25 protein-coding genes are annotated in these 26,686 nt (G+C 65.3%); 17 read left to right on the forward strand and 8 right to left on the reverse strand.

Annotated features, from left to right (window positions below; translation table 11 throughout):
* Positions 1–40 precede the first annotated feature (40 nt).
* The 6 genes from AB7G19_RS03425 to AB7G19_RS03450 all read left to right on the forward strand — a co-directional run bounded on the left by AB7G19_RS03425 (position 41) and on the right by AB7G19_RS03450 (position 6,278).
* Positions 41–1,555, forward strand: coding sequence for an amidase (locus AB7G19_RS03425; RefSeq protein ID WP_063980617.1), 1,515 nt, complete (start codon positions 41–43; stop codon positions 1,553–1,555).
* A 96-nt stretch (positions 1,556–1,651) separates the two neighbouring features.
* Positions 1,652–2,509 carry a branched-chain amino acid ABC transporter permease gene (locus AB7G19_RS03430; protein ID WP_063980618.1) on the forward strand — a complete coding sequence of 286 codons (858 nt, stop codon included), beginning with the start codon at positions 1,652–1,654 and terminating at the stop codon, positions 2,507–2,509.
* A gap of 2 nt (positions 2,510–2,511) precedes the next feature.
* Entirely contained in the window at positions 2,512–3,729 is a 1,218-nt protein-coding gene (locus AB7G19_RS03435; RefSeq protein WP_063980619.1) for a substrate-binding protein, read from the forward strand.
* 6 nt (positions 3,730–3,735) lie between these two features.
* A complete protein-coding gene (locus AB7G19_RS03440) occupies positions 3,736–4,869 on the forward strand; it encodes a branched-chain amino acid ABC transporter permease (RefSeq protein WP_063980620.1) in 1,134 nt (377 codons plus the stop codon).
* Positions 4,856–5,590 (forward strand): ABC transporter ATP-binding protein, encoded by a 735-nt coding sequence (locus tag AB7G19_RS03445; RefSeq protein WP_063980621.1) that lies wholly within the window; start codon positions 4,856–4,858, stop codon positions 5,588–5,590. Before AB7G19_RS03440 ends, AB7G19_RS03445 begins: the two co-directional genes overlap by 14 nt.
* Positions 5,583–6,278 (forward strand): branched-chain amino acid ABC transporter ATP-binding protein, encoded by a 696-nt coding sequence (locus tag AB7G19_RS03450; protein ID WP_063980622.1) that lies wholly within the window; start codon positions 5,583–5,585, stop codon positions 6,276–6,278. The genes AB7G19_RS03445 and AB7G19_RS03450 overlap by 8 nt, the downstream gene beginning before the upstream one ends.
* 109 nt (positions 6,279–6,387) lie before the next feature.
* Here AB7G19_RS03450 and AB7G19_RS03455 read toward each other — a convergent pair whose 3' ends face one another.
* From AB7G19_RS03455 to AB7G19_RS03470, 4 genes are all read right to left on the reverse strand, one after another.
* Positions 6,388–7,947 carry a L,D-transpeptidase family protein gene (locus AB7G19_RS03455; RefSeq protein ID WP_225048569.1) on the reverse strand — a complete coding sequence of 520 codons (1,560 nt, stop codon included), beginning with the start codon at positions 7,945–7,947 and terminating at the stop codon, positions 6,388–6,390.
* A 451-nt stretch (positions 7,948–8,398) separates the two neighbouring features.
* Complete coding sequence (locus AB7G19_RS03460; RefSeq protein WP_063986022.1) at positions 8,399–9,361, reverse strand: acetyl-CoA carboxylase carboxyltransferase subunit alpha; 963 nt, start codon at positions 9,359–9,361, stop codon at positions 8,399–8,401.
* A gap of 273 nt (positions 9,362–9,634) precedes the next feature.
* Positions 9,635–10,591, reverse strand: a complete 957-nt coding sequence (xerD, locus tag AB7G19_RS03465) for a site-specific tyrosine recombinase XerD (RefSeq protein WP_063980624.1) — start codon at positions 10,589–10,591, stop codon at positions 9,635–9,637.
* Between the two features lie 17 nt (positions 10,592–10,608).
* Positions 10,609–10,755, reverse strand: a complete 147-nt coding sequence (locus AB7G19_RS03470) for a hypothetical protein (RefSeq protein ID WP_035730492.1) — start codon at positions 10,753–10,755, stop codon at positions 10,609–10,611.
* 170 nt (positions 10,756–10,925) lie between these two features.
* On the opposite strand from AB7G19_RS03470, the gene AB7G19_RS03475 reads away from it, so the two are divergent.
* Genes AB7G19_RS03475 through AB7G19_RS03485 form a run of 3 tightly spaced genes read left to right on the forward strand, consistent with a single transcriptional unit; the run spans position 10,926 to position 14,031 of the window.
* Positions 10,926–11,552 carry a shikimate kinase gene (locus AB7G19_RS03475; RefSeq protein ID WP_063980625.1) on the forward strand — a complete coding sequence of 209 codons (627 nt, stop codon included), beginning with the start codon at positions 10,926–10,928 and terminating at the stop codon, positions 11,550–11,552.
* The gene (gene aroB / locus AB7G19_RS03480) at positions 11,549–12,697 is read left to right on the forward strand and encodes a 3-dehydroquinate synthase (RefSeq protein ID WP_063980626.1); all 1,149 of its coding nucleotides are present in this window, start codon (positions 11,549–11,551) and stop codon (positions 12,695–12,697) included. Before AB7G19_RS03475 ends, aroB begins: the two co-directional genes overlap by 4 nt.
* A gap of 29 nt (positions 12,698–12,726) precedes the next feature.
* On the forward strand, positions 12,727–14,031 hold the full coding sequence (locus tag AB7G19_RS03485) for an HlyC/CorC family transporter (protein WP_063980627.1): 1,305 nt from the start codon (positions 12,727–12,729) through the stop codon (positions 14,029–14,031).
* A 173-nt stretch (positions 14,032–14,204) separates the two neighbouring features.
* Here the strand turns inward: AB7G19_RS03485 and AB7G19_RS03490 are convergent, their stop codons facing one another.
* Complete coding sequence (locus tag AB7G19_RS03490; RefSeq protein WP_063986023.1) at positions 14,205–14,474, reverse strand: BolA family protein; 270 nt, start codon at positions 14,472–14,474, stop codon at positions 14,205–14,207.
* A 158-nt stretch (positions 14,475–14,632) separates the two neighbouring features.
* Here AB7G19_RS03490 and AB7G19_RS03495 point away from each other — a divergent pair, with 158 nt between their 5' ends.
* Positions 14,633–15,265: a J domain-containing protein gene (locus AB7G19_RS03495; RefSeq protein WP_014490400.1), complete on the forward strand. Its 633-nt coding sequence runs from the start codon at positions 14,633–14,635 to the stop codon at positions 15,263–15,265.
* On the opposite strand, the gene AB7G19_RS03500 is transcribed toward AB7G19_RS03495, so the two are convergent.
* Positions 15,262–16,308 carry a sensor histidine kinase gene (locus AB7G19_RS03500; RefSeq protein WP_441267720.1) on the reverse strand — a complete coding sequence of 349 codons (1,047 nt, stop codon included), beginning with the start codon at positions 16,306–16,308 and terminating at the stop codon, positions 15,262–15,264. The two genes, AB7G19_RS03495 and AB7G19_RS03500, sit on opposite strands and share 4 nt — an antisense overlap.
* Positions 16,309–16,492: 184 nt before the next feature.
* Positions 16,493–17,596: a citrate synthase/methylcitrate synthase gene (locus AB7G19_RS03505; protein WP_063980629.1), complete on the reverse strand. Its 1,104-nt coding sequence runs from the start codon at positions 17,594–17,596 to the stop codon at positions 16,493–16,495.
* 79 nt (positions 17,597–17,675) lie between these two features.
* Here AB7G19_RS03505 and AB7G19_RS03510 point away from each other — a divergent pair, with 79 nt between their 5' ends.
* Positions 17,676–18,887: a citrate/2-methylcitrate synthase gene (locus tag AB7G19_RS03510; protein WP_441267721.1), complete on the forward strand. Its 1,212-nt coding sequence runs from the start codon at positions 17,676–17,678 to the stop codon at positions 18,885–18,887.
* Between the two features lie 83 nt (positions 18,888–18,970).
* Here the strand turns inward: AB7G19_RS03510 and AB7G19_RS03515 are convergent, their stop codons facing one another.
* Entirely contained in the window at positions 18,971–19,630 is a 660-nt protein-coding gene (locus tag AB7G19_RS03515; RefSeq protein WP_063986024.1) for a DedA family protein, read from the reverse strand.
* 297 nt (positions 19,631–19,927) lie between these two features.
* Here AB7G19_RS03515 and cobS point away from each other — a divergent pair, with 297 nt between their 5' ends.
* From cobS to AB7G19_RS03545, 6 genes are all read left to right on the forward strand, one after another.
* Positions 19,928–20,926 (forward strand): cobaltochelatase subunit CobS, encoded by a 999-nt coding sequence (gene cobS, locus AB7G19_RS03520; protein WP_441267722.1) that lies wholly within the window; start codon positions 19,928–19,930, stop codon positions 20,924–20,926.
* A 3-nt stretch (positions 20,927–20,929) separates the two neighbouring features.
* Entirely contained in the window at positions 20,930–21,340 is a 411-nt protein-coding gene (locus AB7G19_RS03525; protein WP_028149462.1) for a GNAT family N-acetyltransferase, read from the forward strand.
* Entirely contained in the window at positions 21,337–23,244 is a 1,908-nt protein-coding gene (cobT, locus tag AB7G19_RS03530) for a cobaltochelatase subunit CobT (RefSeq protein WP_014490393.1), read from the forward strand. Before AB7G19_RS03525 ends, cobT begins: the two co-directional genes overlap by 4 nt.
* Positions 23,241–24,311, forward strand: a complete 1,071-nt coding sequence (locus AB7G19_RS03535) for an esterase-like activity of phytase family protein (protein WP_063980632.1) — start codon at positions 23,241–23,243, stop codon at positions 24,309–24,311. Before cobT ends, AB7G19_RS03535 begins: the two co-directional genes overlap by 4 nt.
* Positions 24,312–24,342: 31 nt before the next feature.
* A complete protein-coding gene (locus AB7G19_RS03540) occupies positions 24,343–25,044 on the forward strand; it encodes a hypothetical protein (RefSeq protein ID WP_063980633.1) in 702 nt (233 codons plus the stop codon).
* Between the two features lie 335 nt (positions 25,045–25,379).
* Complete coding sequence (locus AB7G19_RS03545) at positions 25,380–26,492, forward strand: NADH:flavin oxidoreductase/NADH oxidase (protein ID WP_063980634.1); 1,113 nt, start codon at positions 25,380–25,382, stop codon at positions 26,490–26,492.
* The last annotated feature ends 194 nt before the right edge of the window (positions 26,493–26,686 follow it).

A 26,686-nucleotide genomic window follows, 5' to 3' on the forward strand; every position in this document is an offset into this window, starting at 1 on the left:
CGCGCGCAGGGACCGTACCAAGAAACTTCAGGAGAGCGCCGTGACAGTTGTCCTTCCCACGCCTGCCCAACTTCTTGACGTCGCCAAGCAGTGCGGCCTTTCGCTGACCGATGCCGATGTCGCCTCGTTCCGCGGCCTGATGCAGGGCTCGATCGAGGCCTATAATCTCGTCGGCGCGATGCCGGACGAAGTGCCGGAGGTGAAATATCCGCGCACGCCGGGCTACCGGCCCTCACCCGAGGAGAACCCGCGCAACGCCTGGTATCGCAAGTCGACCGTGAAGGGTGCGGCGAGCGGCAAGCTCAAGGGCAAGACCGTCGCGCTGAAGGACAACATCATGCTCGCCGGCGTGCCCATGATGAACGGCTCGGCGACGCTGGAAGGCTATGTTCCCGATTTCGACGCCACCATCGTCACGCGCATGCTCGATGCCGGCGCCGAGATCGCCGGCAAGGTGCATTGCGAATCCTTCTGCATGTCCGGCGGCAGCCACACCGGTGCGGTCGGTGCCGTGCACAATCCGCACAAGATGGGCTATTCGGCCGGCGGCTCGTCCTCCGGTTCCGGCGTCGTGGTCGCGCTCGGCGAGGTCGACATGGCGATCGGCGGCGACCAGGGCGGCTCGATCCGCATGCCGTCCTCGTTCTGCGGCACCTACGGCATGAAGCCGACCTGGGGCCTCGTCCCCTACACCGGCATCATGCCGATCGAGGTCTTCGTCGACCACACCGGTCCGATGACCGCGACCGTCGCCGACAATGCGCTGCTGCTCGAAGTGCTCGCCGGCGACGACGGCTACGATCCCCGCATCAAGGCGCCGAAGGTCGAGGAGTACACCAAGGCGCTCGGCCAGGGCGTCAAGGGCATGAAGATCGGCATCCTCAAGGAAGGCTTCGAGCAGGCGAACGCGGAGGCCGCCGTCAACGAAAGCGTCCGCGAGGCCGCCAAGCGCTTCAAGGACCTTGGCGCCACGGTCGAGATCGTCTCGATCCCGATGCATCTTGTCGGTCCCGCGATCTGGACGCCGATCGGCACGGAGGGCATGACCCAGACCATGATGTATGGCGATGGCTATGGCCTCAGCCGCTCCGACCTCTACTCGACCTCGCTGATGGACTTCCATCGCGGCTGGCGCCGGCAGGCGGATTCGCTATCGGAGACGACAAAACTGTTCCTGATGCTCGGGACCTACATCAACAACAGCTTCGGTCCCCGCTATTACGGCAAGGCACTCAACATCTCGCGTCGCCTGACCGCGGCCTATGACAAGGCGTTCGGCGAATACGACCTGCTGCTGCTGCCGACGACGCCAATGAAGGCGACGAAGCTGCCGGAGCCCACCGCGAGCCGCGAAGACTACGTCGCCCGCGCGCTCGAGATGATCTCCAACACAGCGCCGTTCGACATCACCCATCATCCCGCGATGTCGCTGCCCTGCGGCATGGTCGACGGCCTGCCCGTCGGACTGATGCTGGTCGGCCGCATGTTCGAGGAATCCACGATCTACCGCGCCGCGCATGCCTTCGAGCAGATCGGCGACTGGAAGAAGATGTGAGCGAGGCATCGATGCAGACGGACGGACCAGAGCGTTTTCAAGCGAAGTGGATACCGGTTCGCGTCAAGAAAACGCGTAAAAATAAGAATCCAGCGCATGGCTAACGCGTTCGTCGCGGCGTTCGAAATCCTGAGCTTCGGCGCGATCATCGTCCTGATCGTGCTGGGGCTCGGAATCATCGCCAGCATGATGGGCATCTTCAACTTCGCGCAAGGAGAGTTCGTCCTGCTCGGGGCCTACATCACCTATCTCGCCTACGCCAAGGGCCTGCCGATCTGGGCCGGCATGGTCGCGGCGCCCTTCGTGGTCGGTGCGCTCGGCTTCGTGCTGGAGGCGCTGATCATCCGCCGCTTCTACGCCGCGCCGATCGTGGCGATGCTCGGCACCTATGCGCTCGGCCTGATCATCCGCGAATCCGTGCGCGGCCTGATCGGTGGCTTCTATCTGACCGTGCCCGAGCCGATCGGCGGCTCGATCGATATCGGCGCCATGCATATCTCGGCCTGGCGCTTCACCATCATCGTCATCACGCTCCTGGTGATGGCGGGCTGTTACCTCCTGCTGTCGCGCACGAGTTTTGGCCTGCGCATGCGCGCCACCCTGGAAAATCCCTCGCTGGCGCGGGCCTCAGGCATCTCCACGCCCCTGATGTACGGCGCCACGTTTGCGTTTGGCTCCGCGCTCGCCGGCCTTGCCGGTGCGCTGATCGTGCCGGTGTTCAGCCTGTACGCCGATCTCGGCCTGCGTTTCCTGATCCAGGGTTTTGTCGCGGTGATGGTCGGCGGCGTCGGCTCCTTCATCGGACCGGTGGCGGGCGCCGGCGTGATCGGCACCCTCAGTGCCGCGCTGCCATGGGTGATGGCGCCCGTCGTCGCCGACGTCCTCGTCTTCGTGCTCGCCATTGTCTTCATCAAATTTCGGCCACAGGGCCTCATCGCTGGAAAAGGGGTTTAGTCATGTTCGATCGTACTCAGCTTTCGCGTCGCCGCTTCCTCTCCAATCTTGCCTTTACCACCGGCGCGGTCGCGACCGGCGTCGGAAGCTGGGTGATCCCGGCGCCGTGGGCGAACGCGGCGGAAGGCCCGATCAAGGTCGGTATCGCGACCGATCTCACCGGCCCGATCGCTTATGCCGGCAATGCCGACGCCAATGTCGCCAAGATGGTGATCAAGGAGATCAATACGGCCGGTGGCCTGCTCGGCCGTCCGCTCGAGCTCTATATCGAGGACACTGCGTCGAACGAATCCGTCGCCGTCGGCAACGTCCGAAAACTGATCCAGCGCGACAAGGTCGACATGGTGCTGGGCGGCATCACCTCGTCGATGCGCAACGCGATCAAGGACCCGATCGTGGCGCGCGGCAAGACGCTCTACATCTATCCGCAGCTCTACGAAGGCAAGGAGTGCACACCCTATCTGTTCTGCACCGGGCCGACGCCGGCGCAGCAGTGTGACGAGTTCATCCCCTGGCTGATCAAGAACGGCGGCAAGAAGTTCGCGCTGCCGAGCGCCAACTATGTCTGGCCGCACACGCTCAACGTCTACGCCCGCAAGGTCATTGAGGCGAACGGCGGCGAGGTCGTGTTCGAGGAATATTACCCGCTCGACCAGATCGACTTCTCATCGACCGTCAACCGGATCATCTCCAACAAGGTCGACGTCGTCTTCAACACTGTCATTCCGCCGGGCGTCGGCCCGTTCTTCAAGCAGCTCTATGAAGCGGGCTTCCTCAAGAACGGCGGGCGCCTAGCCTGCGTCTACTATGACGAGAACACGCTCAACATCAACCAGGCCGCCGAGATCGAAGGGCTCGCAAGCTGCCTCGACTATTTCAAGGTGCTGACCAAGGAGAACCCGTTCGACGCAAAAATCCAGGCGGCGTACGAGAAGGACTTTCCCGGCAACTTCCTGTTCGCGGCCGGCAGTGCCGCGACCGGTACCTATCGCGGCCTCAAGCTGTGGGAAGCGGCCGTGAAGGAAGCCGGCAAGGTCGATCGCGACTCGGTTGCCGCCACTCTCGATCACGCCAAGATCGCCGAAGGCCCGGGCGGCCCGGCCGAGATGGTGCCGGGCAAGCGGCACTGCAAGATGAAGATGTACACCGCGGTCGCCAAGGGTGGGAACTACGAGATCGTCGGACGCAGCGACGGGCTCGTCGATCCCAAGGAATGCTGAGGCGGAATGCCGAAGTCGATGACTGTGGTAAGAGAAGCCATCGCCGGCGACGAAGCGGACGGTGCGATGGCTGAACGCGTGGCCGCGGGACAGGCCAAGGAACAGGTCAAGGCAGGACGAAAGGTCCTGCCGATCGTGGAGGGCGTCGTGCTCGTCGCGGCGCTGCTCGCGCCGCTGGTGCTGCAGGACTACCTCACCGTGTTCGCGACCCGCGTGATCATCCTCGCGCTGTTCGCGTTGTCGTTCGATCTGGTCTGGGGTTATGCCGGCATCATGAGCTTCGGCCAGGCCCTGTTCTTCGGCTCGGCCGGCTATGGCGTCGCGCTGCTCGCGCGCGACCTCGACATCACCAACATCTTCGTGGTGCTGCCGGCGGGAACGCTGATCGGCCTCACCTTCGCGCTGCTGCTCGGCGGCTTCCTGCTGCTTGGACGGCACCCCTCCAGCGTCATCTTCGTGTCGCTGGGCACGCTGACCGGCTCCTACGCCGCCGATCGCCTCGCGCGCGGCTGGTACTATCTCGGCGGCCAGAACGGCATCCCCTCGATCGCGCCGATGTCGCTCGGCGGCTACGAATTTACTGAGGGCCCGGCCTTCTACTATCTCGTGCTCGGTATCCTCGTCGTGGTCTACCTGCTCTGCCGCTTCCTGGTACGCTCGCAATTCGGCCTGGCGCTTGCGGGCCTGCGCGAGAACGAGCAGCGCATCGCCTTCTTCGGCTACAAGGTACAGCACCTGAAGGCGATCATCTTCGCGATCGGCGGCGCCATCGCAGGTCTTGCCGGCAGCCTTTATGCCTTCCATGAAGGTTTCGTCTGGCCCAACATGGTCGGCGTCGTCGTCTCGACGCAGGTCGTGCTCTATGTGCTGTTCGGCGGCTCCGGCACGTTGATCGGCGCCGTCATCGGCGCCGTGATCGTCGAGGGCGTCAGCTTCTGGCTCTCTGACAATTATCGCGAGATCTGGCCGATCATCCTCGGTCTGCTGCTGCTGCTCGTGATCCTGTTCCGGCCACTTGGCCTGATCAGCTTTGTGCTCGGCGAGCGCGAACGGGTCGGCAGCTTTGGTGCCAAGCCCAAGGAGACCGTGAAGCGGACTGAGAAGCAGACTGAGAAGGAGAAGCGCAATGCCGCTCCTTGAAGCTGCCGATATCAAGAAGATCTTTGGCAAGCTCACCGCGCTCGACGGCGCCGCGCTGACCGTCGGCGAGAACGAGTTTCACGGCCTGATCGGACCGAACGGCTCCGGCAAGAGCACGCTGATGAAGTGCATTGCGGGGGCCGAAGTGCCGACCCAAGGCAAAGTGAGTTTCATCAACACCGACATCACCGCGTTCACGCCGACCGAACGGGCCCGGGCCGGCATGAGCCTGAAATTCCAGATCACCAGCGTGCTGCCGACGCTGACGCTCTACGACAACATCCTGCTCGCGCTGCAGGCGCAGTCCTCGCTGTTCGATCTCGTATTCTCGCGCACGCGGGACGCGCTGCACGACCAGGTCATGACCATGCTGACGCAGTTCCGCCTCGCCGATCGCGCCTTCGACGCGGCGGCCGCACTGTCGCACGGCCAGCAGCAATGGCTGGAGATCGCGATGGCGCTCGCGGGCAAGCCGAAGCTGCTGCTGCTGGACGAGCCGACCGGCGGCATGAGCCTGGAGGAGCGCCGCGTCACCGGTGAATTGCTTCAGCCGATCAAAAAACATTGCTCGCTCGTCATCGTCGAGCACGACCTCGATTTCATCCGCGACATTTGCGATCGGTTGACCGTGCTCGACCAGGGCAAGGTGCTGGCATCAGGCACCGTGTCGGAGATCCAGGCCAACAAATCCGTTCAGGAGATCTATCTGCGCCGTGCCTGAATTTTTGGACATCAAGCATCTCGACGCGGGCTATGGCCGCAGCCAGGTCCTGTTCGACGTCACCCTCGGCATTCCCTGGCGCGGCGGCGTCGCCGTGCTCGGCCGCAACGGCGCAGGCAAGACCACGCTGATGAAGACCATCGTCGGCGAGCTGCCGGCGTGGAAGGGCGAGGTCGCCTTCGACGGGCGCGACATCAGCCGCCGCGCGACCCAGGAGCGCGTGCGCGCCGGCATCGGCTACGTGCCGCAGGAGCATTCGGTATTCGCGCGCCTGTCGGTGCGCGACAATCTCGCGGTCGGCTCGCTCGCCAGCAAGAAGGACGACGCGGTCGACCATGTGCTGACTATCTTCCCGAAACTCGGCCAGCGCCTCGACCAGCCCGCCGGCACCCTCTCCGGCGGTGAGCGCAAGATGCTCGCCATCGGCCGCGCGATGCTGGGCGATCCGAAGCTGTTGTTGCTGGACGAGCCGACCGAAGGCGTCTGGATCGGAGTGATTGAGGAGATCACCGAGCGCCTGATCGAGCTCGCGAAGAGCATCGCCGTCATCATCGTCGAGCAGCACCTCGACCTCGCGCTGCGCGTCGCCGATTACGCCTATGTACTGGACCGCGGCAGGGTCGCGCTGCAAGGGCAGGCGAACGATGTGCGCGTCAATCCGGAGCTGATGCGGTACCTGGCGCCGTAGGTCGCGCTGCCCGTCTTTGAGTGAGGCGCAGCGCTCTCACTGTACCTCATCAAGGGGAATGACGGCGTCAGGCTGAGATGGATCGGAGAGATTAAGCGGAGCGCCGCCCTTACTTCACCGCCCCAAAGCGGCTGTCGAACGAGTTCGACGACACCACCGGCGCGGCGCCCATGATCTGCGTCGCTTCACTCGCGCCATCCGACACCGACGGCTTCAGCGCCGGCCGCGTCGCGGCGAGGCGCGTGTCCGGCTTCACCGGTTCGGCCGGCTTGGCGGCGGCGACGGCCGGCTTAGGCGCGTCCTTGGACGTATCGCGGCCGGGCACGAACCGGGTCACTGCGGCCTTCAGCCTCGATGTCGCGGTGGGTGGCGTTGCGGGCGCAGCGGCAGGGGCCACGGACGCGGTCGCTTGCGGGGGAGGCGTGGTCGCCGTCGTGTCGGCGGTGCCGAGGCCCATCTTGCGGCCGAGGTTGGAGAAGAAGCCGCCTGACGATTTCTCTTGGGATTTCTCGCTGGCCGGCGCGGCCGCGGCGACGCGGGTGGTGGCGGCGGGCGCGCTGACGGCGACGACCGGCTCCTGGTTCACGGGAGCGGCGGCGACCGCATCGAGATTGGGCTTGGGCGGATTGACGTGTCCGGGGATCGTGCCCGGCGCCTTCGCCATCGCCAGCATCTCCAGGGTCGAGCCTTCGGCGTTCTCCGAGAGTCCGGTCGATCCCTCCGGAATCTTCGAGGCAAAAATCTTGTTCATGCCGCCGTCGATGCCGGTGTTCATGCGCGCGATCGGCGTGCCCTTGGCGACGAGCTTGTTGTATTCGACCTGGTCGCGCGCATCCTTGTCGCGCACCGCGCTGGCGATGTTCTCGGGGATCACATAGGCCGGGCACTTCGCGGACGCGTCGAACACCGGATCGCGCTTCGCGTCAGGCGTCTTCGTTGCGTCGAACACGTATTTGCGCTCGCAGAAATCGACCTTCGGCTCCTGCCGCGTCACCTCGAAATGATCATAGCCTTCCTTGATCATCTTCCAGAACGGCATGTTCGGGTTGTTCCGGTGCTTGGCCATGTTCACCGGCGTCATCTTGAACGGATAGGCCTGCAGCTGGAACGCCTTCTGGCCGCCGAAGAACGACTCGCGGCCAAGCGAATAAATCTCCGCGATCTGCTCGTCCGTCATCGCGTAGCAGCCGCGCGACGAACAATCGCCATGCACCATCAGCTGCGAGCCGGTGCGCCCCAGAGCCTTGTCGAACGCGTTCGGATAGCCCGTGTTGAACGAGAGATAGTAGGCCGACTGCGGATTCATCTGGCCCGGATTGATCGAGTAGAATCCTTCCGGCGCCTGGCGGTCGCCTTCGCGCACCTTCGGACCGAGATCGCCCGACCAGCGGCAGATCGGATAGGTCTTGAGCAGCGCGAACTGGCCGTTGCGGGCCTGCTTCCAGACCTCGAGCTCGGCCTCCTGCTTGAACAGGCGGACCAGGATCGGCGATTGCAGGTCCATGTCCTTCTCGACCATCGCGGCGAGAAGCTTTGGCGGCACCGGCTGGTTGGCCTTGGCGTTGGTCGCGAGCGAGACCTGGTCGGTGTCGCAGCCGGCCAGCAGAACACTGGCTGTCAGCAGCGCAACCGAAGCCAAAAGCGCGCGAGCAAGCGAACGAGAAATCAAGATGGACCCCACACCGTGCCGGGCAGAGAGCGCGAACCCCAATCTCGAAGCATGATCCGACCGGAGATCCGGACCCGTCGTGACGGGCGTTTTCGAACCACGCTCCAGCGCTTGTGCCCTGAAGCCATTGATTAAAATTCTAACCTCTGGGTCATGTGGTCGCAACCCGAGCTGGGATCACGAGCCCGTTGGCCCAGTGGCATGGTCAACGAAGACTAAATGGACGCGACTTTGGGCCGTACTTGGGCCTTCCGGCCCAATCCGCACAGAGATCGCTGATTTGGGCAAAAAAGGGTTAACGGGGAGTTACCGGGGCGTCGGGGGCCGCCCGAAAGGTCTTGTAGGGTGGGCAAAGGCGCAAAGCGCCGTGCCCACCATCTCGCTCCCCATACTGTTTGGAATGGTGGGCACGCTTCGCTTTGCCCACTCTACGGCACCGAAAACGGCCGAATCAGCCCAGCTTCCGGCCGATATCGAGGAATTTCTGCCGCCGCTGCTTGCGGATGGTGTCGCCGTCCAGGCCGCGGAGCTCGTCAAAAGCCTTGGCGATGGCATCGCCCGTGGTGGCGATCATGGCGGTGGGGTCGCGGTGGGCGCCGCCGACCGGCTCCTTCAAGATGCTGTCGATCACCCCGAAGCGCAGCATGTCCTGCGCGGTGATCTTCATGTTGTTGGCGGCTTCCTGCGCCTTGGAGCCGTCGCGCCACAGGATCGAGGAGGCGGCCTCGGGCGAGATCACGCTGTAGATCGCGTGCTCCAGCATCAGGACCCTGTTGGCGGTGGTGATGGCGATGGCGCCGCCCGACATGCCCTCGCCGGTGATGATGGCGACGTTGGGCACGGTCAGCGCCATGCAGGCATCGGTCGAGCGCGCGATCGCCTCGGCCTGGCCGCGCTCCTCGGCGCCGATGCCGGGATAGGCGCCGGCGGAATCGGCGAGCGACAGCACGGGCAGGCCGAACCGCTCGGCCATCTCCATCAGCCGCACGCATTTGCGATAGCCCTCGGGCCGCGCCATGCCGAAATTGTGCCGGATGCGACTCTCGGTGGAATCGCCCTTTTCCTGGCCCATCACGCAGATGGCCTCACCGCGGAAGCGGCCGAAGCCGGCAACCAGCGCCTCGTCCTCGCCGAACTTGCGGTCGCCCGCGAGCGGGGTGAATTCGGTGATCAGGCCCTTGATGAAGTCGTTGAAATGCGGCCGCTGCGGATGCCGCGCGACCAGCGTCTTCTGCCACGGCGTCAGGTTCAGATAGAGGTCGGCCAGCGCCTGCGCCGCCTTGTCCTCGATCTTCCCGATCTCCTCGGAGATATCGGTGCCCGAGGCCGCAAGCGTCCGCAGCTCGTCGACCTTGGAGTCGAGCTCGGCGACCGGCTTTTCGAAGTCGAGATAGCTGCGCATGTGATCTGGCATCAACTCAATATAGCGAGGACGGGGCGGGGCGTCGAAGCAGGTTTGGACCGGCGGAAAGAAATGTAGCTTCTTCAATGAGTTGGCTTGTGCGCTCTAAAGCAGCCCGCCAAATCATGCGTGAGGCCACGGCTCTTTCTGCGGAGATGTGGCCGAAGTCAAGGCGGTTTCATGGGTTGCCTGTAGCCCGGATGGAGCGAAGCGCAATCCGGGAGGGTCTTTCCGCGAGGCGGGCGGCCCCGGATTTCGCTGCGCTCCATCCGGGCTACAAGAGAACTATTTCTCCGCCAGCGGGTGCAGGTCGCGCACCAGGCTCTTCAGGCGCTCCTCGACCACATGGGTGTAGATCTGGGTCGTGGAGATATCGGTGTGGCCGAGCAGGGTCTGCACGATGCGCAAATCCGCGCCGTTGTGCAGGAGGTGGCTGGCAAAGGCGTGGCGCAACACGTGCGGGGAGACCAGCCGGGCCTGCAGCCCCGAGGCGACAGCAAGCTCTTTCAGGTCGCGGGCGAAATGCTGCCGCGTCAGATGCCCGCTCTCGCCGAACGATGGGAATAGCCATTTCGAGGCGGCCACGCTGTTCTTCTTGTCGGCTTTTGCCGCTTCCGTCGCCGCGAGATAGTCGGCCATCGCCTGCCGCGAGGCCTCGTTGAGCGGCACCAGGCGTTCCTTGTTGCCCTTGCCGCGCACCACGATCATGCGGGCGTCGCGTTTTGCCGCGGAGCGCGGCAGCGCCACCAGCTCGGAGACGCGCAGGCCGGTGGCGTAGAGCACCTCGAGCAGGCAATAGAGCCGCAACGCGCGCAGCCGTTTCGAGGGAGAAGCGTCCTCCGCCTCGCTCAATTCCTTGGCGCGGCTGAGCATGCGGTCGACATGCGCGATCGACAGCACCTTCGGCAGGCCGCGGCCGCGCTTGGGGCCGGACAGGATCGCCGCGGGATCCTCGGTGCGGATGCGCTCGTTCAGGAGAAAGCGGTAGAGATGCCGCATCGCCGACAGCCGCCGCGCGACGCTGGTGGACTTGAAGCCGCGGCTGTCGAGATCGGCGAGATAATCGCGCAGGATCTGCGTCTCGGCGTCGGCAAAGCTGTGCCCGACGCGGCCCAAAAATTCCGAGAAATCGGTGAGGTCGCGGCGGTAGGCGTCGAGCGTATTGGGGCCGGCGCCCTGTTCCGCCGCGAGCATGTCGAGGAACAGGCCGGTGAGCTTGCTGTCTGAGGGCTGTACGCGCATGCCCTGGAGGCTAGCTCCTATTTCTTGAGAAACTTATCCGGCGGGATCGTCACCGTCATTTCTCGCGACTTCGGGCTCACAAAGTTCGCCAGCGCGAAGACCACGCCATAGACGATGCCGGCGAGCACGGCGACGACCGTCAGGAAGCGGAACAGGCTGGGCATCGGGCAAGGTCTCGGGAGGGTCTCAGGCGTCCAAATTAACCAATGGAATCATCCAACATGTTCGCCGTTTCGTGGCAAGAGTCCTCTGGCGAGGGCCCCGAGGGGGTCGTATAGGTGGCCAAAGCATGCCGCCTCCGGCGGCAGATCGAGCGAGACCCAGAGCGAGATTTATGCCCGACGCCGCGTTGCCGATACAAGCTGCCCCTGAGGCCGACATCCTGTCGGCGCTCGGGACGCGCTCGATCGTGCTCGTCGGCATGATGGGGGTGGGCAAATCCACCATCGGCCGCCGCATGGCGGCCCGGCTCAAGCTGCCCTTCGTTGACGCCGACACCGAGATCGAGGTCGCTCATGCCGGCATGACCATACCGGAGATTTTCGAGCGCCATGGCGAGCCGTATTTCCGGGATGGCGAGGCGCGGGTGATCGCGCGCCTGCTCGACGGCGAACCGATCGTGCTGGCGACCGGCGGCGGTGCCTTCATGCGCGAGGAGACGCGCAACCGCATTGCGGCCAAGGCGGTCTCGATCTGGCTCAAAGCCGACCCTGACGTCATCATGCGCCGGGTGCGCCGCCGCGCCGACCGCCCGCTGCTCCAGACCGCCGATCCCGAAGGAACCGTGACGCGCCTCCTCACCGAGCGCGAGCCGATCTATCGCCATGCCGACCTCACCATCGCCTCGCGCGACGTGCCGCACGACAAGATCGTCGAGGAATGCATCGAGACGCTGCGCGCCCATTTCCGCGGCGAACAAGCCGCCCAATCACCTGCCGACGTTGCGAGTGCCGTACGATGACTGCGCCGTTGAAACATTCAGATCCTGTCAACGTCGACGTCGCGCTCGGCGATCGCGCCTATGACATCGTCATCGGCCGCGGCGTGCTGGCCTCGCTCGGCGAACGTGTCGCGCGCTTGCGGCCCGGCGTGCGTACGGCAATCATCACCGATCGCACCGTCGCAAAATACTGGCTCGAGCCGACCGAAGCGTCGCTCGCTTCTGCCGGCATTCCGACCTCGCGCATCGTGGTCGAGGAAGGCGAGATCTCCAAAACCTATGCCGGCCTCGAAAAGGTCAGCGAGGCCCTGATCGCCGCGAAGATCGAGCGCAACGATCTCGTCATCGCGCTCGGCGGCGGCGTGGTCGGCGATCTCGCCGGCTTTGCGGCCGCGATCCTGCGCCGCGGCGTCGATTTCGTGCAGGTGCCGACCTCGCTGCTGGCGCAGGTCGATTCCTCCGTCGGCGGCAAGACCGGCATCAATTCGCCGCAGGGCAAGAATCTGCTCGGCGCCTTCCACCAGCCCGTGCTGGTGATTGCCGACACCGCCGTGCTCGACACGCTGTCGCCGCGGCAATTCCGCGCCGGCTATGCCGAAGTCGCCAAATACGGCGTGCTCGGCGACGAAGCCTTCTTCACCTGGCTGGAGAAGAACCATTCCGATATCTTCAAAGGCGGCTCGGCGCGCGAGCACGCGATCGCGACCTCCTGCCGCGCCAAGGCCGGCGTCGTCTCGCGCGATGAGCGCGAGACCGGCGAGCGCGCGCTGCTCAATCTCGGCCATACCTTTGGTCACGCGCTGGAGGCCGCGACCGGTTTCTCCGATCGCCTCTTCCATGGCGAGGGTGTTTCGATCGGCATGACGCTGGCGGCGCAGTTCTCGGCGAAGCTTGGCATGATCGGCGAGGCCGATGCCGCGCGCGTCGAGCGTCACCTCATCGAGGCTGGCCTGCCGACGCGCCTGCAGGACATCGCCGGTTTCGCGCAGGAAGGGCTCGCCGACGCCGACGCGCTGATGGCGTTGATGGCGCAGGACAAGAAGGTCAAGCGCGGCAAGCTCACCTTCATCCTGCTGGAGGCGGTCGGGCGTGCCGTGATCGCGAAGGACGTCGAGCCGGCGCCGGTGCGCGATTTCCTCAAAGAGAAGCTCGCGCAAAAGGCTTGATGCGCGGCTAACCGGTTTTTGAGTGGTGCATGGACTGGCTCGGATTCACCATCGTCATTCTCTGCCTGCTCGTCTCGGGCTTCTTCGCCGCGAGCGAGACCGCGCTGACCGGCGCCTCGCGCGCCAGCATGCTGCGGCTCTCCAAGCAGGGTAACCACGACGCCGATGTCGTCTCGCAGCTGCTCGACATGCGCGAGCGCCTGATCGGCGCGCTGCTGCTCGGCAACAATATCGCCAATATCAGCGCGTCCGCGCTCGCCACCAGCATCTTCACGGCCTGGTTCGGCGATGTCGGCGTGCTCTATGCCACCGGCGTGATGACGGCGCTGGTCGTGATCTTCGCGGAGGTGCTGCCGAAGACCATCGCGATCAACGCGCCCGACCGCATGGCCCTTGCGGTCGCCCGCCCGATGCGGCTGACGATGTATGTGCTGGGACCGTTGCTGCGGATCGTCGAGGTCATCGTCCGTCTGCTGATGCGCTTGTTTGGTCTGGCCGGCGAGCACCAGGCGATCCTGTCGCCGACCGAGCGCCTGCGCGGCGCGGTCGACCTGTTGCACCACGAGGGCAAGGTCGAGAAGCAGGACCGCGACATGCTCGGCGGCCTGCTCGATCTGCGCGAGCTCCAGGTCTCCGACGTCATGATCCATCGCACCGAGATGATGATGATCAATGCCGACCTGCCGCCGGAGGAACTGGTGCGCGAGGTGCTGGCGACCGAGTACACCCGCATTCCGCTGTGGCGCGAGAAGCCGGAAAACATCATCGGCGTGCTTCACGCCAAGGATTTGTTGCGCGCAATCCGCGCATCCGACGGCGATACCTCGCGCATCGACGTCTCCACCATCGCGCTGCCGCCCTGGTTCGTGCCGGAAATGCGCCCGGTCTCCGAGCAGCTCAAGGCGTTCCGGCGCCGAAAAACCCATTTCGCGCTCGTCGTCGACGAGTACGGCGAGGTTGAAGGTCTCGTGACGTTGGAAGACATTTTGGAAGAAATCGTCGGCGACATCTCCGACGAGCACGACGTCGTGGTCGCCGGCGTGCGCGCCCAGCCGGACGGCTCGGTCGTGGTCGACGGCTCGGTGCCGATCCGCGATCTCAACCGCGCCATGGACTGGCACCTGCCCGATGAGGAGGCAACGACAGTCGCCGGTCTCGTCATTCACGAGGCGCGCTCGATCCCCGACCGCGGCCAGAGTTTCACGTTCCACGGCTTCCGTTTCCGCGTCCTCCGCCGCGAACGCAACCGCATCACCGCGCTCCGTATTTCACCGGTGCCGCGTGACGCGGAGATGGAAGAGGCCAAGCCCAGGCGGGCGGGAACGTCGTTTTGATTTCTCTTACCCTCCCCTGGAGGGGGAGGGTCGATCGCGCGCAGCGCGAGCGGGGTGGGGTGATCTCTCCACTCGGGCAGTGTCGCGTGTGGAGAGATCACCCCACCCCGTCTCAAATTTCGCTGCGCTCAATATGAGCCGACCCTCCCCCTCCAGGGGAGGGTAAGCGAAGATCAACCTTCCCCCGGTGCCTGCGCGTGGATCGCGAGCGCGTGCACGCTGCCGGCAAGTTCCGCGGCCAGCGCCGAATTTATCATGCGGTGGCGATCGACCCGGCTCTTCCCTTTGAAGGCCTGAGACACAATATAAACGCGAAAATGTGTTTCGCCGCTCGGCCGATGGCCGGCGTGGCCCTCATGCAAATGTGACTCGTCGACGACCTGCAGGCTTTCCGGCGTGAAAGCTTCCTTCAACTTGTTGCTGATAGTGTCTTTCATAACCATGAGTGCCATTAAAGCGCGCAGCCGCACTCCGTCAATTGCATAGGCCGCCTGCGGCGGCCGTACCTCGAAGACGCCGGAGTGAAACTTCGGCTGCGGGTTCCCAGCTAATTGCAATGTCAAGACTTGAAGGTTTTTGCATTGCGTAGTCAAAGTCAGTCATGCCGATCGATTCATCAAAGTTCTTCGACTCCATCCGGGTCAAGCCGAAAGGCAAGCAGCCGGAAGTGAAGCCGCGCGACGCCGTGGTCAATTGCGAATGGGCCGGGTGTCAGAACAAGGGCGCGCACCGTGCGCCGAAGGGCCGCGAGAACCAGCGCGAGTACTGGCACTTCTGCTTGAACCACGTGCGCGAGTACAACCAGAACTACAATTTCTTCTCCGGCATGAATGCCGATGCCGTCGCGCGCTACCAGAAGGATGCGCTGACCGGTCACCGCCCGACCTGGAAGATGGGCGCCAATGGCGGCAAGAAGGGTGCGGAAGCCGAGATCGACATGGCGTCCGATCCGTTCAGCATGTTCAGTGAGATCAACGGCCGTGCGGGCTGGCGGAAGGGTCCGCAGGCCGAGCCCAAGGCCGAGACGCGCAAGGTGATGAACGCCGAGCGCAAGGCGCTCCAGGTCATGGGCCTCGGCCCCGATTCCACGCTCGCCGACGTCAAGAGCAAGTACAAGGCGCTGGTCAAGCAGCATCACCCTGACGCCAACGGTGGCGACCGGTCGACCGAAGACCGCCTGATCGAGATCATCAAGGCCTACAATTATCTGAAGACGGTGGTCCGCGAGGCCTAGGCTACGCCTTCCGGGAAGGACAGTTCGCAAACCAGTCCTTCCGGCCTCCACTGTCGGGTAATGGTTCCGCGCAAGGTCCGGATGATGCCGTCGACCGCGCCGATTCCAAAGCCCTTGCGCGTCGGCGCCTCGTTGACCCGAGGACCGCCGCTCTCCGACCAGTGCAGCACGAGAGGCTCTGCACCATTGGTCTCCCAGCTGATCTCCAGCCTGCCCGAAGGCCTCGACAGCGCGCCATACTTGGCGGCGTTGGTGGCGAGCTCATGCAGCGCGACGGCGATCGACTGGGCCAGCGTGGGCGGCAGGCGGACGTCGTCTCCCGCGATCCTGATCCGCTCGCCGTCCCGGCTTGCGTACGGCCGGAGTTCCTCTTCGACGATGGTCTTCAGATTCGCGCCGGTCCAACGCGAAGCCGAGAACAGCCTCTGCACGTTGGCAAGCGCGCTGAGCCGGCCTGCAAACACGGTCTGGAACTCTTCCGCGGTATTCGCCTTCGTCAGCCGCAGCATCGCCTGAGCCACCGCGAGCAGGTTGTTGGAACGGTGATCGACCTCGGAGGTGAGGAGCATCATCCTCTGCTCGGCCTCCTTGCGAGCCGTGATGTCGACCAGCATGTTCACCGCACCAACCAAACGCCCCCGTTCGTCGCGCAGCGGCGTCGGATATGGCATGAAGCAGATCCGGGAGCCGTCCGGCCGCTCGGCCACGGCCTCGACGTCGCGCACTGGCCGGTTCTGCTTGAGCGCGATTGCCATCGGGCATTCATCGTGGGGAAGCGCCGTGCCGTCGGGCAGATAGAGCTTCCAGGTCACGCACCACATCTCGCCGATCTTCGGCATGCGTCCGGCAAAATCGATGCAGGCGCGATTGAAGAAGGTGATGCAGCCTTCCGCGTCGGTTGTGTAGATCGCGGCAGGCAGAGCCTGCAGCAAGTCGCGGAATCGTCTTTCAGAATCCGTGCCGGCCTCGGTCCGGTTGGCGGCATAGCCGGCGGCGATCTCGCCGATCCTGGCCTCGTCCGCTTGTCCAAACAGGTCCAGCATTGGAATCTTGATCCGAGGGGGCTCACAGTTAAGTCCCCAGACCCGGAGATGTTCCAAGTTCGTCGCCCGGACCGTGCGCGCGTTCCCGCAATCACGATCTCGCGCGACGGCTCTGCCGTGTCATTGTTCGTCCGGGCGAGGCACGACAGCGCAGTGAACGGCCCGGCTGTCGTGCCCTTGTGCTCTATTCGCCGGAAGCCTTCGGCATTTCCCCCACATATGACGAACTCGGCCGGATCAACCGCCCCGTCCGCTGTTGCTCGCGCGCATGGGCGGTCCACCCCGCTGCACGCGCCACTGCGAAGATCGGCGTGAAGGCCTGGCGTGGAATGGCGAGGGCATCGAGCAGAATCGCCGTGAAGAACTCCACGTTCGTCTCCAGCGGCCGGTCAGGATTCTTCTTGCGCAGCGCGCTGCGGATATAGGCCTCGACCTCGCCGGCAAAGGGCAGGTCGGCGCCATCCGCCGAAAGCCGCCTGATCGCGGCCTTGAGCACGTCGGCGCGCGGATCGCGCACGCGATAGACGCGATGGCCAAAGCCCATCAGCCGCTCGCCGCGGGCGAGGGCCGCATCGACCCATGGCTTGATGCGTTCGCTGGAGCCGATCGCATCGAGCATTTCCAGCACCGGCTCCGGCGCGCCGCCGTGCAAGGGGCCGGTCAGCGCGCAGTATCCGGCGGTGACGGCGGCAAACAGATCGGCCTGCGTCGAGGCCACCACGCGCGTCGTGAAGGTCGAAGCGTTCATGCCGTGGTCGCAGACCGTGACGAGATAGGCGTCCAGCGCCGCGACCTCACGCGGCTTCGGTGAGGCGCCACGCAGCATCCGCAGCGTATCGGCGGCATGGCTCGCATTCGGATCGGGCGCGAGCAGCTCCAATCCCTTGGCGCGACGGACCAGCGCGCCTGCGATCACCGGAAACGCGCCGACGATCGTCGCCTCATGTTCCAGCCCGTTTTCCGCGCGCAGGCCCGCGACCGCCGCGCGGAACTCGTCGACGATGCTCATGCCGCGTGTCGCCGGCAACAGCTCCGGCAAACGCGCGAACGCACGCTCGCGCGCCGCGCCCAGGCTCGCCCGCACATTGGCTTCGCTCAGCGTGGTCTTGCTCGCGCCGTTCCAGAGCCGGGCGGTGACGCCCTCGAAGCTCGACTGGCTTGCGAGGGTGCCGACATGCTCGCCGGCGATGATCAACTCGCCGCGCTCGCCGTCGACATGGCTCAGCACGGTCTCGGCCGCGGGAACGCCGTCCAGCCCGATCTGGCTTTTGGTGAGGTGGATGTTCATGACCCAATCTCCTTTGCACTGCACCAGGAGAAAATCAGGCCTCTCGACAGATTGATCAATCTTGATTACATAAATCAATATGAATAATTCCGAGGAACTCTATCTGTCGGCCCGGGAAGCTGCCGCCGAGCTCGCGATCTCGCCGGCCACGCTCTACGCCTATGTCAGCCGCGGCCTGATCCGCTCCGAGCCGAGGCCGGATTCGCGCAAGAACCGCTATCGGGCGGAGGACGTCCGCGCGCTCAAGGAGCGCCGGGTGCCGTCGCCGGAGCCGCGCGGCCTGCGCAGCTTCGATGCCGACCTGCCTGTCATGGACACGGAGATCTCGACCATCACCGAGGAGGGCGCGATCTACCGCGGCGTCAATTGCGTCGATCTCGCCGAGAACGATACGCTGGAGCACACGGCGACGCTGCTGTGGGACGTCTCCGACGTCGATCCCTTCACGCCGGACAATCAGCCCCAGATATCCGACGAGATGCGCGCGATCGCAGAGGCCGCGCGCCGCGCCGCGCCGATCGACCGTGCCATCGCAGTGCTGGCGCTCGCGACCAGCGCGGACGCGCGTGCCTTCACCCGCGCGCCCGACGGCCGCGCGATGGTCGGCGGGCGCATTGTCCGGCTCCTGGTTGCGACCATGCTCAACGCCGAGCCGTCGTCCGAGCCGCTGCACCAGCAGATCGCGAAGGCCTGGGCGCCCGACAACAAGCACGCGCCCGACCTCATCCGCCGCGCGCTGGTGCTGCTCGCCGATCACGAATTGAACGCCTCGACCTTCACCGCGCGCTGTGCGGCATCGACCGGCCTCAACCTCTATGACTCCGTCATCGCCGGCCTCGCCGCGTTGAAAGGGCCGAAGCATGGCGGCGCCGGCGTGCTGGCCTCGCAGCTCGTCAAGGCGCTGGTCGATCGCGATGTCGCCCCGATGGTTCGCGAGCGCGTCGCCTTGGGTGAGCGCTTTGCCGGCTTCGGCCACGGCGTCTACAAGCGCGGCGATCCCCGCGCGCAGTCGCTGCTGAACGCGCTGGCGCGTGCCGGCGCGCCGCGCAAATTCACGCGCGAAGTGCCGGAGCGGATCGTCGAGGCGACCGGCGAGCTCGTCAACATCGACTATGCACTGGCCGTCCTCGTGCACGCGCTGCGCCTGCCCTTAGGCAGCGAGCTCGCGCTGTTCGCGATGGCCCGCAGCGTCGGCTGGATCGCGCACGCCAGCGAGCAATTGCAGTTCGGCAAGCTGATCCGCCCGCGGGCGCGCTATGTCGGACCGGCGCCGGGAAGAAGGGCTAGTTAAAATCTCTCTGCGAGCGCGTCGTCCTCCGCTGTCGTCCCTGCCTAGTGCGCAATTGCGCACTAGGCAGGGACGACACCGGCGCACTAAGCCCGCGGCTTGGACGTCGCGACGAGGCCGTTCTGCCGGCGGCGGTAGTACCAGATGCCAAGGCCGCCGATGATCGCCACGGCCACCACCATCAAGATCCAGATGTGCTTGAACGGATGCCCATGGTGCGGCACGCCGAAATATTGGTGGAAGGCCGATACCGCCAGCACGCCCGGCAGCACATGCGCGGGGGCCCAGACCAGGATCGCCGGGATATTCACGGCATAAAACTTCGCGGGGGTCATCCCCAGCGCGCCGGCGGTGACGGGCACGAAGGCGCGGATCGGCGGTACGAAACGGGCGAAGAACACGGCCCAGGTGCCGAAGCGGTGGAAGAAGCTTTCGCTCTCGGCAACCACGCGCGGATAGTTGGTCAGCGGCCAGGTGTTGAGGATTTCGCGCTGCCGCCGGTGCCCGATCCAGTAGGCCGAGCCGTCGCCCAGCACGGCGCCGATTGCCGCCGCCAGCAGCACCCATTGCAGCTTCAATTCCCCGCCTGGAACCAGCGCGCTCAGCGCCAGAATGATGGTCGAGCCGGGGATCACCGATCCCACCACCGGAACGGCTTCGAGCAGCGCCGCCAGGAACAGGGTCAGATAGGCCAGCCACACATGGGCTGAAACGAAGGATATGAGGGGATCGAGAAAGGACGTCACGTCGTCTTTCGTGGGGGGCTGGAGCACCGGGGTTCGGACCCTACATAAGTAGGTGCACGCGGTAAAAGTGCCATTCGCGCGGGCAGGGCCGCTGGCCCGCTTGAAATTTGAGCGTGATTCGCAAGGCAGCCCTCCAAAAATCGCGTTCCTTGCCTATCTAAATGAAAAGACAATGGAACTTTGATTGGGGCGCGGGCTTCTGCCGGCACGTTGTCTCTGATAAGTTCGCAACCGCACCCAGCCGCAGCCAACGTGCAAATAACTGGTCTCGGGATCGCCCGGGGCCTCGGAGGATTGATGACGACCGCCGCTCTGTCCAAAGTTGAGGAAATTTCCGGTCTGCCCGACATGAAGGTGTCGGTGCGCCAGGTGTTCGGGATCGATAGCGATCTTGAAGTCCCGGCCTATTCCGAAGTCGATCCTCATGTGCCCGAAGTCGATTCTGATTACCGCTTCGACCGTGCCACCACGCTTGCCATTCTCGCCGGCTTTGCCCGCAACCGCCGCGTGATGGTGACCGGCTATCACGGCACCGGCAAATCCACCCATATCGAGCAGGTCGCTGCCCGCCTGAACTGGCCCTGCGTGCGCGTCAACCTCGACAGCCACATCAGCCGTATCGACCTCGTCGGCAAGGACTCCATCGTGGTCCGCGACGGCAAGCAGGTCACCGAATTCCGCGACGGCATCCTGCCCTGGGCGCTCCAGCACAACATCGCGCTGGTGTTCGACGAATACGACGCCGGCCGCCCCGACGTGATGTTCGTGATCCAGCGCGTGCTGGAAGTCTCCGGACGCCTGACGCTGCTCGACCAGAACAAGGTGATCAAGCCGCATCCGGCCTTCCGCATGTTCTCGACCGCCAACACGGTCGGCCTCGGCGACACCTCGGGCCTCTATCACGGCACCCAGCAGATCAACCAGGGCCAGATGGACCGCTGGTCGATCGTCACCACGCTGAACTATCTCGCCCATGACGAGGAAGTGGAGATCGTGCTGGCCAAGGCCAAGCACTATCGCACGCAGGAAGGCCGCGACATCGTCAACAAGATGGTCCGCCTTGCCGATCTCACCCGTAACGCCTTCGCCAATGGCGATCTGTCGACGGTGATGAGCCCGCGCACGGTGATCACCTGGGCCGAGAACGCCGATATCTTCGGCGATATCGGCTTCGCGTTCCGGGTCACCTTCCTCAACAAGTGCGACGAGCTCGAGCGTCCCCTGGTCGCCGAGTTCTACCAGCGCTGCTTCAACGCGGAGCTGCCGGAATCGGCGGTCAACGTGGTGCTCAGCTAGACCATGCCAAACATCACCGTCGAGCGCACCATTGGGACCACCAAGAAGGCTGTGCTCGCCGGGCTCGGCGCCTATAACGACGAGCAGTTCGGGAAGCAGAAGGTCAGGAGCATCGCGGTCTCGCTGAAAGACCGCGGCAAGATCGTCGGCGGCATCGTCGGACACCTGTGGGCCACGGTTCTGTTCATCCAGTACTTCTGGATCGACCAGAAGCAGCGCGGCAAGGGTCTTGGCACGAAGCTGATCGCGGCGATCGAGGACGAGGCAAGACGGCAGGGCGCGATCCAGGCCCATGTCGACACGATGAGTTTCCAGGCGCCGGGCTTCTATCGTTCCTGCGGGTACGAGGAGTTCGGCACCCTCAAGGGCTATCCCGGCGGCGTGACGCGCCACTCGTTTACGAAGTCGCTATGAGCACATCATCATCCAACTCCAAATTCCGTAACACCAAGGAAGCCCCGACCGAGCCGTTCAAGCGCTCGGTGGCCTCCTGCCTGAAGGCGATCGCGAAGTCGCCGGAGCTCGAGGTCAGTTTTGCTGCCGAGCGCCCTGGTCTGGCGCCGGGCAAAGCGCGGCTGCCCGAGCCCGCGCGCAAGATGACCAAGCGTGACGCTGCGATCGTGCGCGGCCACGCCGATTCCATCGCGCTCAAGATCGCCTGTCACGATGCAAAGCTGCATCGCAAGCTGATGCCCGGCAATCCGCAGGCGCGCGGCGTGTTCGAGGCGGTCGAGCAGGCCCGCGTCGAGGCGATCGGCGCGCGCCGCATGGCGGGCGTTGCGAAAAACCTCAGCGCGATGCTCGACGACCATTTCCATCGCGGCAAGTTCGACGAAATCACCGACCGTGCCGATGCGCCGCTGGCGGATGCGCTGGCGATGCTGGTGCGCGAGCGCCTGACCGGCATGGCGCCGCCCACGGCGGCGAAGAAGATGGTCGATCTCTGGCGGCCCATTCTCGAGGACAAGATCGGCAAGCGGCTCGACCGGCTCGATGGCCTGGTCGAGGACCAGACCAGGTTCGGCGACGCCGTGCATGACCTGCTGACCGCGCTCGAGCTCGGCGACGAGCGCAGCGCCGACAGCGAAGACAACGACGACGACGAGGAAAACCGCGACGGCGACAACGACCAGTCCGGCGCCGAAGGCTCGCCCGATTCCGATGCCGCGCAGGAGATGAGCGCCGACCAGGCGCAGGCCTCCAGCGAGGAGATGAGCGAGAGCGCGATGGAAAGCGCGCAGGCCTCGACCTCCGACACGTTCGACGACGGCGAACTCGGCGACGACGAGACGCCGGGCGAGGCGACGCGTCCGAACGCTCACGGCAAGAACGAGCCGCGCGGGCCGGAATATCACGCCTTCGCGCCGAAATTCGACGAGGTCATCGCGGCCGAAGACCTCTGCGACCATGACGAGCTGGAGCGCCTGCGCGCCTATCTCGACAAGCAGCTCGCGCATCTGCAGGGCATCGTCGCGCGCCTCGCCAACCGCCTTCAGAGACGCTTGATGGCGCAGCAGAACCGCGCTTGGGACTTCGACCTCGAAGAGGGCATTCTGGATCCGGCGCGGCTGTCGCGCGTGGTGACCGATCCCTATCACCCGCTGTCCTTCATGCACGAGAAGGAGGCGACGTTCCGCGACACCGTGGTGACGCTGCTGCTCGACAATTCCGGCTCGATGCGCGGCCGCCCGATCACGGTCGCCGCGACCTGCGCCGACATCCTGGCGCGCACGCTGGAGCGTTGCGGCGTCAAGGTCGAGATCCTCGGCTTCACCACGCGCGCCTGGAAGGGCGGGCAATCGCGCGAGGCGTGGCTTGCCGCCGGCAAGCCGGCCAATCCCGGCCGCCTCAACGATCTCCGCCACATCATCTACAAGTCCGCCGACGCCCCCTGGCGCCGCGCGCGGAAGAATCTGGGCCTGATGATGCGCGAGGGTCTGCTGAAGGAGAACATCGACGGCGAGGCGCTGGACTGGGCGCACAAGCGCCTGCTCGGCCGGCCCGAGCAGCGCAAGATCCTGATGATGATCTCCGACGGTGCGCCGGTCGACGATTCCACGCTGTCGGTCAATCCCGGCAACTATCTCGAGCGGCACCTGCGCCACATCATCGAGGAGATCGAGACCCGCTCGCCGGTCGAGCTGATCGCGATCGGCATCGGCCATGACGTGACGCGCTACTATCGCCGCGCGGTAACGATCGTGGATGCCGAAGAGCTCGGCGGTGCCATCACCGAGAAGCTCGCCGAACTGTTCAGCGAGACCAATACCGCGCCCACGCATCAGGCCGGTCGCCCGCGACGCAAACTGCATTCGTGAGCACGCAATCGTCCCGCCGCAGCTTTCTTGGCCACGCGGCGGCGGGATTTTCCACTCTCGCACTCTCCCGACTGGCGCAGGCGCAGCCGACGACCGAGCCGCCGCCGCGCACCGCGCAGATCGAGCACGCCGTCACCGAGGCTGTCAGCGTCGAGGTGAACGCGCGGCCGATTCCCAATTTCGAGCCGCGCGACCGCTCGCGCGTGCGCTTCGGTCAGCTGCAATATCGCAGCGGCCTGGTGCTGACTTCGCCCTATCGCGGCTTCGGTGGCCTGTCCGGCATCCGGCTCGATGCGAAGGGCGAGCGCTTCCTCGCGATCTCCGACCAGGGCGGCTGGTTCACCGGCAGCATCCGCTATTCCGGCGGCAAGATGATCGGGCTCGACGATGTCGAGGCGTCCCCGATGCTCAATTCCGAGGGCCGGCCGATCACGGAGAGGCGGTTCTGGTACGACACCGAGTCGCTCGCGCGCGACGGCAATGTCGTTTACGTCGGGCTCGAGCGCGTCAACCAGGTCCTGCGCTTCGATTTCGCGAAAGGCGGCACGCGCGCCCGCGGCGAGGTGTTGCCGACGCCGCCCGCCGTGCGGAAGCTGCCCTCCAACAAGGGGCTCGAAGCGATGGTCGTCGTGCCGAAAGGCCAGCCGCTGGCAGGCACCCTGATCGCCTTCTCCGAACGCGGACTGGACGCCGACGGCAATCTGGTCGCGTTCCTGATCGGCGGTCCGTCGCCCGGCCAGTTCAGCGTCCGCCGCACCGAAAAATTCGACATCAGCGATGCCGTGCTGCTGCCGTCCGGCGAGCTTCTCATCCTCGAACGCAAATTCTCCTGGTTCACTGGCATCAACATCCGCATCCGGTCGATCCCCCTGAAATCCATCGCGCCCAACGCGCTGGTCGACGGCCCTGCGCTGTTCGCCGCCGATCTCGGCCACGAGGTCGACAACATGGAAGGCATCGACGCCCACGTCACGCCCGAGGGTGAGACCGTGCTGACGCTGGTGTCGGACGACAATTTCTCGATGCTCCAGCGCACGCTGCTGCTGCAGTTCACGCTGGTGGAGTGAACGTCCGCCCGCCCTTCTCCGACAAACCGTCATGCCCTGCCGCGCCATCCTCGCCCTCGCCCTCATTTTCACGCTCGCCGCGCTGTCGCCGGCCTTCGCCACGGCCGAGCACCGGTACGGAAAGAACGAATACGCCATCATCCAGGGCGGCCGCGCGCCGAATGGGAAGCTGTCGGTCGCAGCCCATGGCGGCGGCGAGTCTGGAAGCGAAGGCTTTCGCATCTACCTGATGGCCGAGCCCGGCCATCGCCGGCTGATGACGCTCGACAATGTCAACGACGACAACATTCTGGACTCGGCGCCGGATGCCTTCCACGCCGCCTGGTCGCAGGACTCACGCACCGTCGCGGTCTCGTTCCGCAGCGAGCGCCATATCGTCACGCTGAATCTCTACGCCATCGACGGCGGCCGCGCGCGGCTGGTCGCCGGGCCGGATCTGTTCCGCGACGTGACCGGCCGCAGCGTCGACATCAAGACCGACGGCGACATGCGCACATCCGTGCCCGCGCTGACATGGCAGGCGCCGCGCCGCTTTCACCTCACCGAGTACCGCGTGTTCGTGCTCGACGACACCGCGCTTGCCGACAAGCTCGGCCCGCTCGGCAAGGTCAGCAAGCGCGACGGCGGCGGCAACACGATCCAGTTCTCGGCCGAAGCCGACGGCGAGCTGTTGCCCGACGGCCGCATCCGCATGGGCAAGCCCGTGCCGGGCAGGTTCGAGGAGCTGGAGTAGGGGCCTCAAATTCGATCGTCGTCCCGGGGCGCGCGACGCGCGAGCCCGGGACCCATAGGCACAGGGAGAGAGACGTTTGGCGAAGACCAGCTGTTGTCGATCTTCGTAAAACCCAATCCCGTGGTTATGGATCCCGGGCTCGCGCTTCGCGTGCCCCGGGATGACAGTGGAGTTCCTGGCAAGCGGCCGAGGGTTATCTCCGCCTTGTGATCATATGACGCGCGCAATGCATGGCGCCGCGGGCGGGCATGTCCGCCGCGCAGCTGGCAATTCGCCGTAGGGCTACTAAACTTCATGCAATCGCTTCCATTCCTCCATCCCCCGGAACTCCCCGCATGAGCGCCCTGTTTTCCCCGATCAAGCTGCGCGGCCTGACGCTGAAGAACCGCGTCGTGGTGTCGCCGATGTGCCAGTATTCGGCCGACGACGGCGTCGCCACCGACTGGCACTTCACCCATATCAACAACCTCGCGCTGTCGGGCGCGTCGATGTTCTGCATCGAGGCGACCCATGTGGAGGCGATCGGCCGCATCACGCCGGGCTGTCTCGGGCTCTACAGCGACGCCTGCGAAGCCGCGCTGAAGCAGATCCTCTCCTCCGTGCGCAAGCATTCCACCACGGCCGTCGCGATGCAGCTCGCCCATGCCGGCCGCAAGGCCTCCAGCGCGCGGCCTTGGGACGGCGGCCAGCTCATTCCGCAGAGTGAAGGCGGCTGGCAGACGGTGGCGCCGTCGGCGCTGCCGCACAAGGAAGGCGAGGCCGCGCCGCTGGCGCTCGATGCCGCCGGCCTGAAGCGCATCCGCGAGGCCTTCGTCGACAGCGCCAAGCGCGCTGCCCGGCTCGGCATCGACGCGATCGAGCTGCACGGCGCGCACGGCTATCTCATGCATCAGTTCCTGTCGCCGATCTCCAACAGGCGCACCGACGAATATGGCGGTTCGCTCGAAAACCGCATGCGCTTTCCGCTCGAGATCTACGACGCGGTGCGCGCGGTCTTCCCGCACGACAAGCCGGTCGGCATGCGGGTGTCGTCGACCGACTGGGTCGAGGGCGGCTGGGACCTGGCGCAGACCATCACGTTCGCAAACGCGCTGAAGGCGCGCGGCGTCGACTGGATCGATGCCTCCTCCGGCGGCGTCTCGCCGCTGCAGAAGATCCCGCTCGGCCCCGGCTATCAGGTGCAGTTTGCCGAGGCCATCAAGCGCGAGACCGGATTGCCCACCATCGCCGTCGGCCTGATCACCGAAGCCAAACACGCCGAGGAGATCGTGGCATCCGGCAAGGCCGACATGGTCGCGCTCGGCCGCAGCTTGCTCTACGATCCCCGCTGGGGCTGGCACGCCGCGGCCGAACTCGGCGGCGAAGTCGAAGCCCCGCCGCAATACTGGCGCTCGCAGCCGTCGACGCAAAAGGCGCTGTTCGGCAAGACCACGTTCGGGGCAAGGTAGGGCGCGAGAGGGCGCTGCCATACCGCGTGATCTCACGATGATGCGCGGTATGAGTTGCCACTGCACAACTTAAAGTCTTCGCCAAATCTCTCCCTGTGGTGATCCCGGATCTGTGCTTCGCTTGTCCGGGACGACAGCGGTGGGGGCAGCGCGGGCGATCGTGCCCTCACTATCCCGCGCCCTCACGCATCCGT

The organism is Bradyrhizobium sp. 215_C5_N1_1, from assembly GCF_052075935.1.
Lineage (GTDB): Bacteria > Pseudomonadota > Alphaproteobacteria > Rhizobiales > Xanthobacteraceae > Bradyrhizobium > Bradyrhizobium barranii.

Excerpts from the sequence above, each read along its gene's own strand:
- AB7G19_RS03540 (WP_063980633.1), top strand. The coding sequence starts at position 24,343 with ATGCCCTGCCGCGCCATCCTCGCCCTCGCCCTCATTTTCACGCTCGCC.
- AB7G19_RS03470 (WP_035730492.1), bottom strand. The coding sequence starts at position 10,755 with ATGCCCAGCCTGTTCCGCTTCCTGACGGTCGTCGCCGTGCTCGCCGGC.
- AB7G19_RS03435 (WP_063980619.1), top strand. The coding sequence starts at position 2,512 with ATGTTCGATCGTACTCAGCTTTCGCGTCGCCGCTTCCTCTCCAATCTT.
- cobT (WP_014490393.1), top strand. The coding sequence starts at position 21,337 with ATGAGCACATCATCATCCAACTCCAAATTCCGTAACACCAAGGAAGCC.
- xerD (WP_063980624.1), bottom strand. The coding sequence starts at position 10,591 with ATGCGCGTACAGCCCTCAGACAGCAAGCTCACCGGCCTGTTCCTCGAC.
- AB7G19_RS03475 (WP_063980625.1), top strand. The coding sequence starts at position 10,926 with ATGCCCGACGCCGCGTTGCCGATACAAGCTGCCCCTGAGGCCGACATC.
- AB7G19_RS03505 (WP_063980629.1), bottom strand. The coding sequence starts at position 17,596 with ATGAACATCCACCTCACCAAAAGCCAGATCGGGCTGGACGGCGTTCCC.
- AB7G19_RS03525 (WP_028149462.1), top strand. The coding sequence starts at position 20,930 with ATGCCAAACATCACCGTCGAGCGCACCATTGGGACCACCAAGAAGGCT.
- AB7G19_RS03445 (WP_063980621.1), top strand. The coding sequence starts at position 4,856 with ATGCCGCTCCTTGAAGCTGCCGATATCAAGAAGATCTTTGGCAAGCTC.
- AB7G19_RS03510 (WP_441267721.1), top strand. The coding sequence starts at position 17,676 with ATGAATAATTCCGAGGAACTCTATCTGTCGGCCCGGGAAGCTGCCGCC.
- AB7G19_RS03485 (WP_063980627.1), top strand. The coding sequence starts at position 12,727 with ATGGACTGGCTCGGATTCACCATCGTCATTCTCTGCCTGCTCGTCTCG.
- aroB (WP_063980626.1), top strand. The coding sequence starts at position 11,549 with ATGACTGCGCCGTTGAAACATTCAGATCCTGTCAACGTCGACGTCGCG.
- AB7G19_RS03495 (WP_014490400.1), top strand. The coding sequence starts at position 14,633 with ATGCCGATCGATTCATCAAAGTTCTTCGACTCCATCCGGGTCAAGCCG.
- AB7G19_RS03430 (WP_063980618.1), top strand. The coding sequence starts at position 1,652 with ATGGCTAACGCGTTCGTCGCGGCGTTCGAAATCCTGAGCTTCGGCGCG.
- AB7G19_RS03500 (WP_441267720.1), bottom strand. The coding sequence starts at position 16,308 with ATGCTGGACCTGTTTGGACAAGCGGACGAGGCCAGGATCGGCGAGATC.
- AB7G19_RS03545 (WP_063980634.1), top strand. The coding sequence starts at position 25,380 with ATGAGCGCCCTGTTTTCCCCGATCAAGCTGCGCGGCCTGACGCTGAAG.
- AB7G19_RS03460 (WP_063986022.1), bottom strand. The coding sequence starts at position 9,361 with ATGCCAGATCACATGCGCAGCTATCTCGACTTCGAAAAGCCGGTCGCC.
- AB7G19_RS03490 (WP_063986023.1), bottom strand. The coding sequence starts at position 14,474 with ATGGTTATGAAAGACACTATCAGCAACAAGTTGAAGGAAGCTTTCACG.
- AB7G19_RS03440 (WP_063980620.1), top strand. The coding sequence starts at position 3,736 with ATGCCGAAGTCGATGACTGTGGTAAGAGAAGCCATCGCCGGCGACGAA.
- cobS (WP_441267722.1), top strand. The coding sequence starts at position 19,928 with ATGACGACCGCCGCTCTGTCCAAAGTTGAGGAAATTTCCGGTCTGCCC.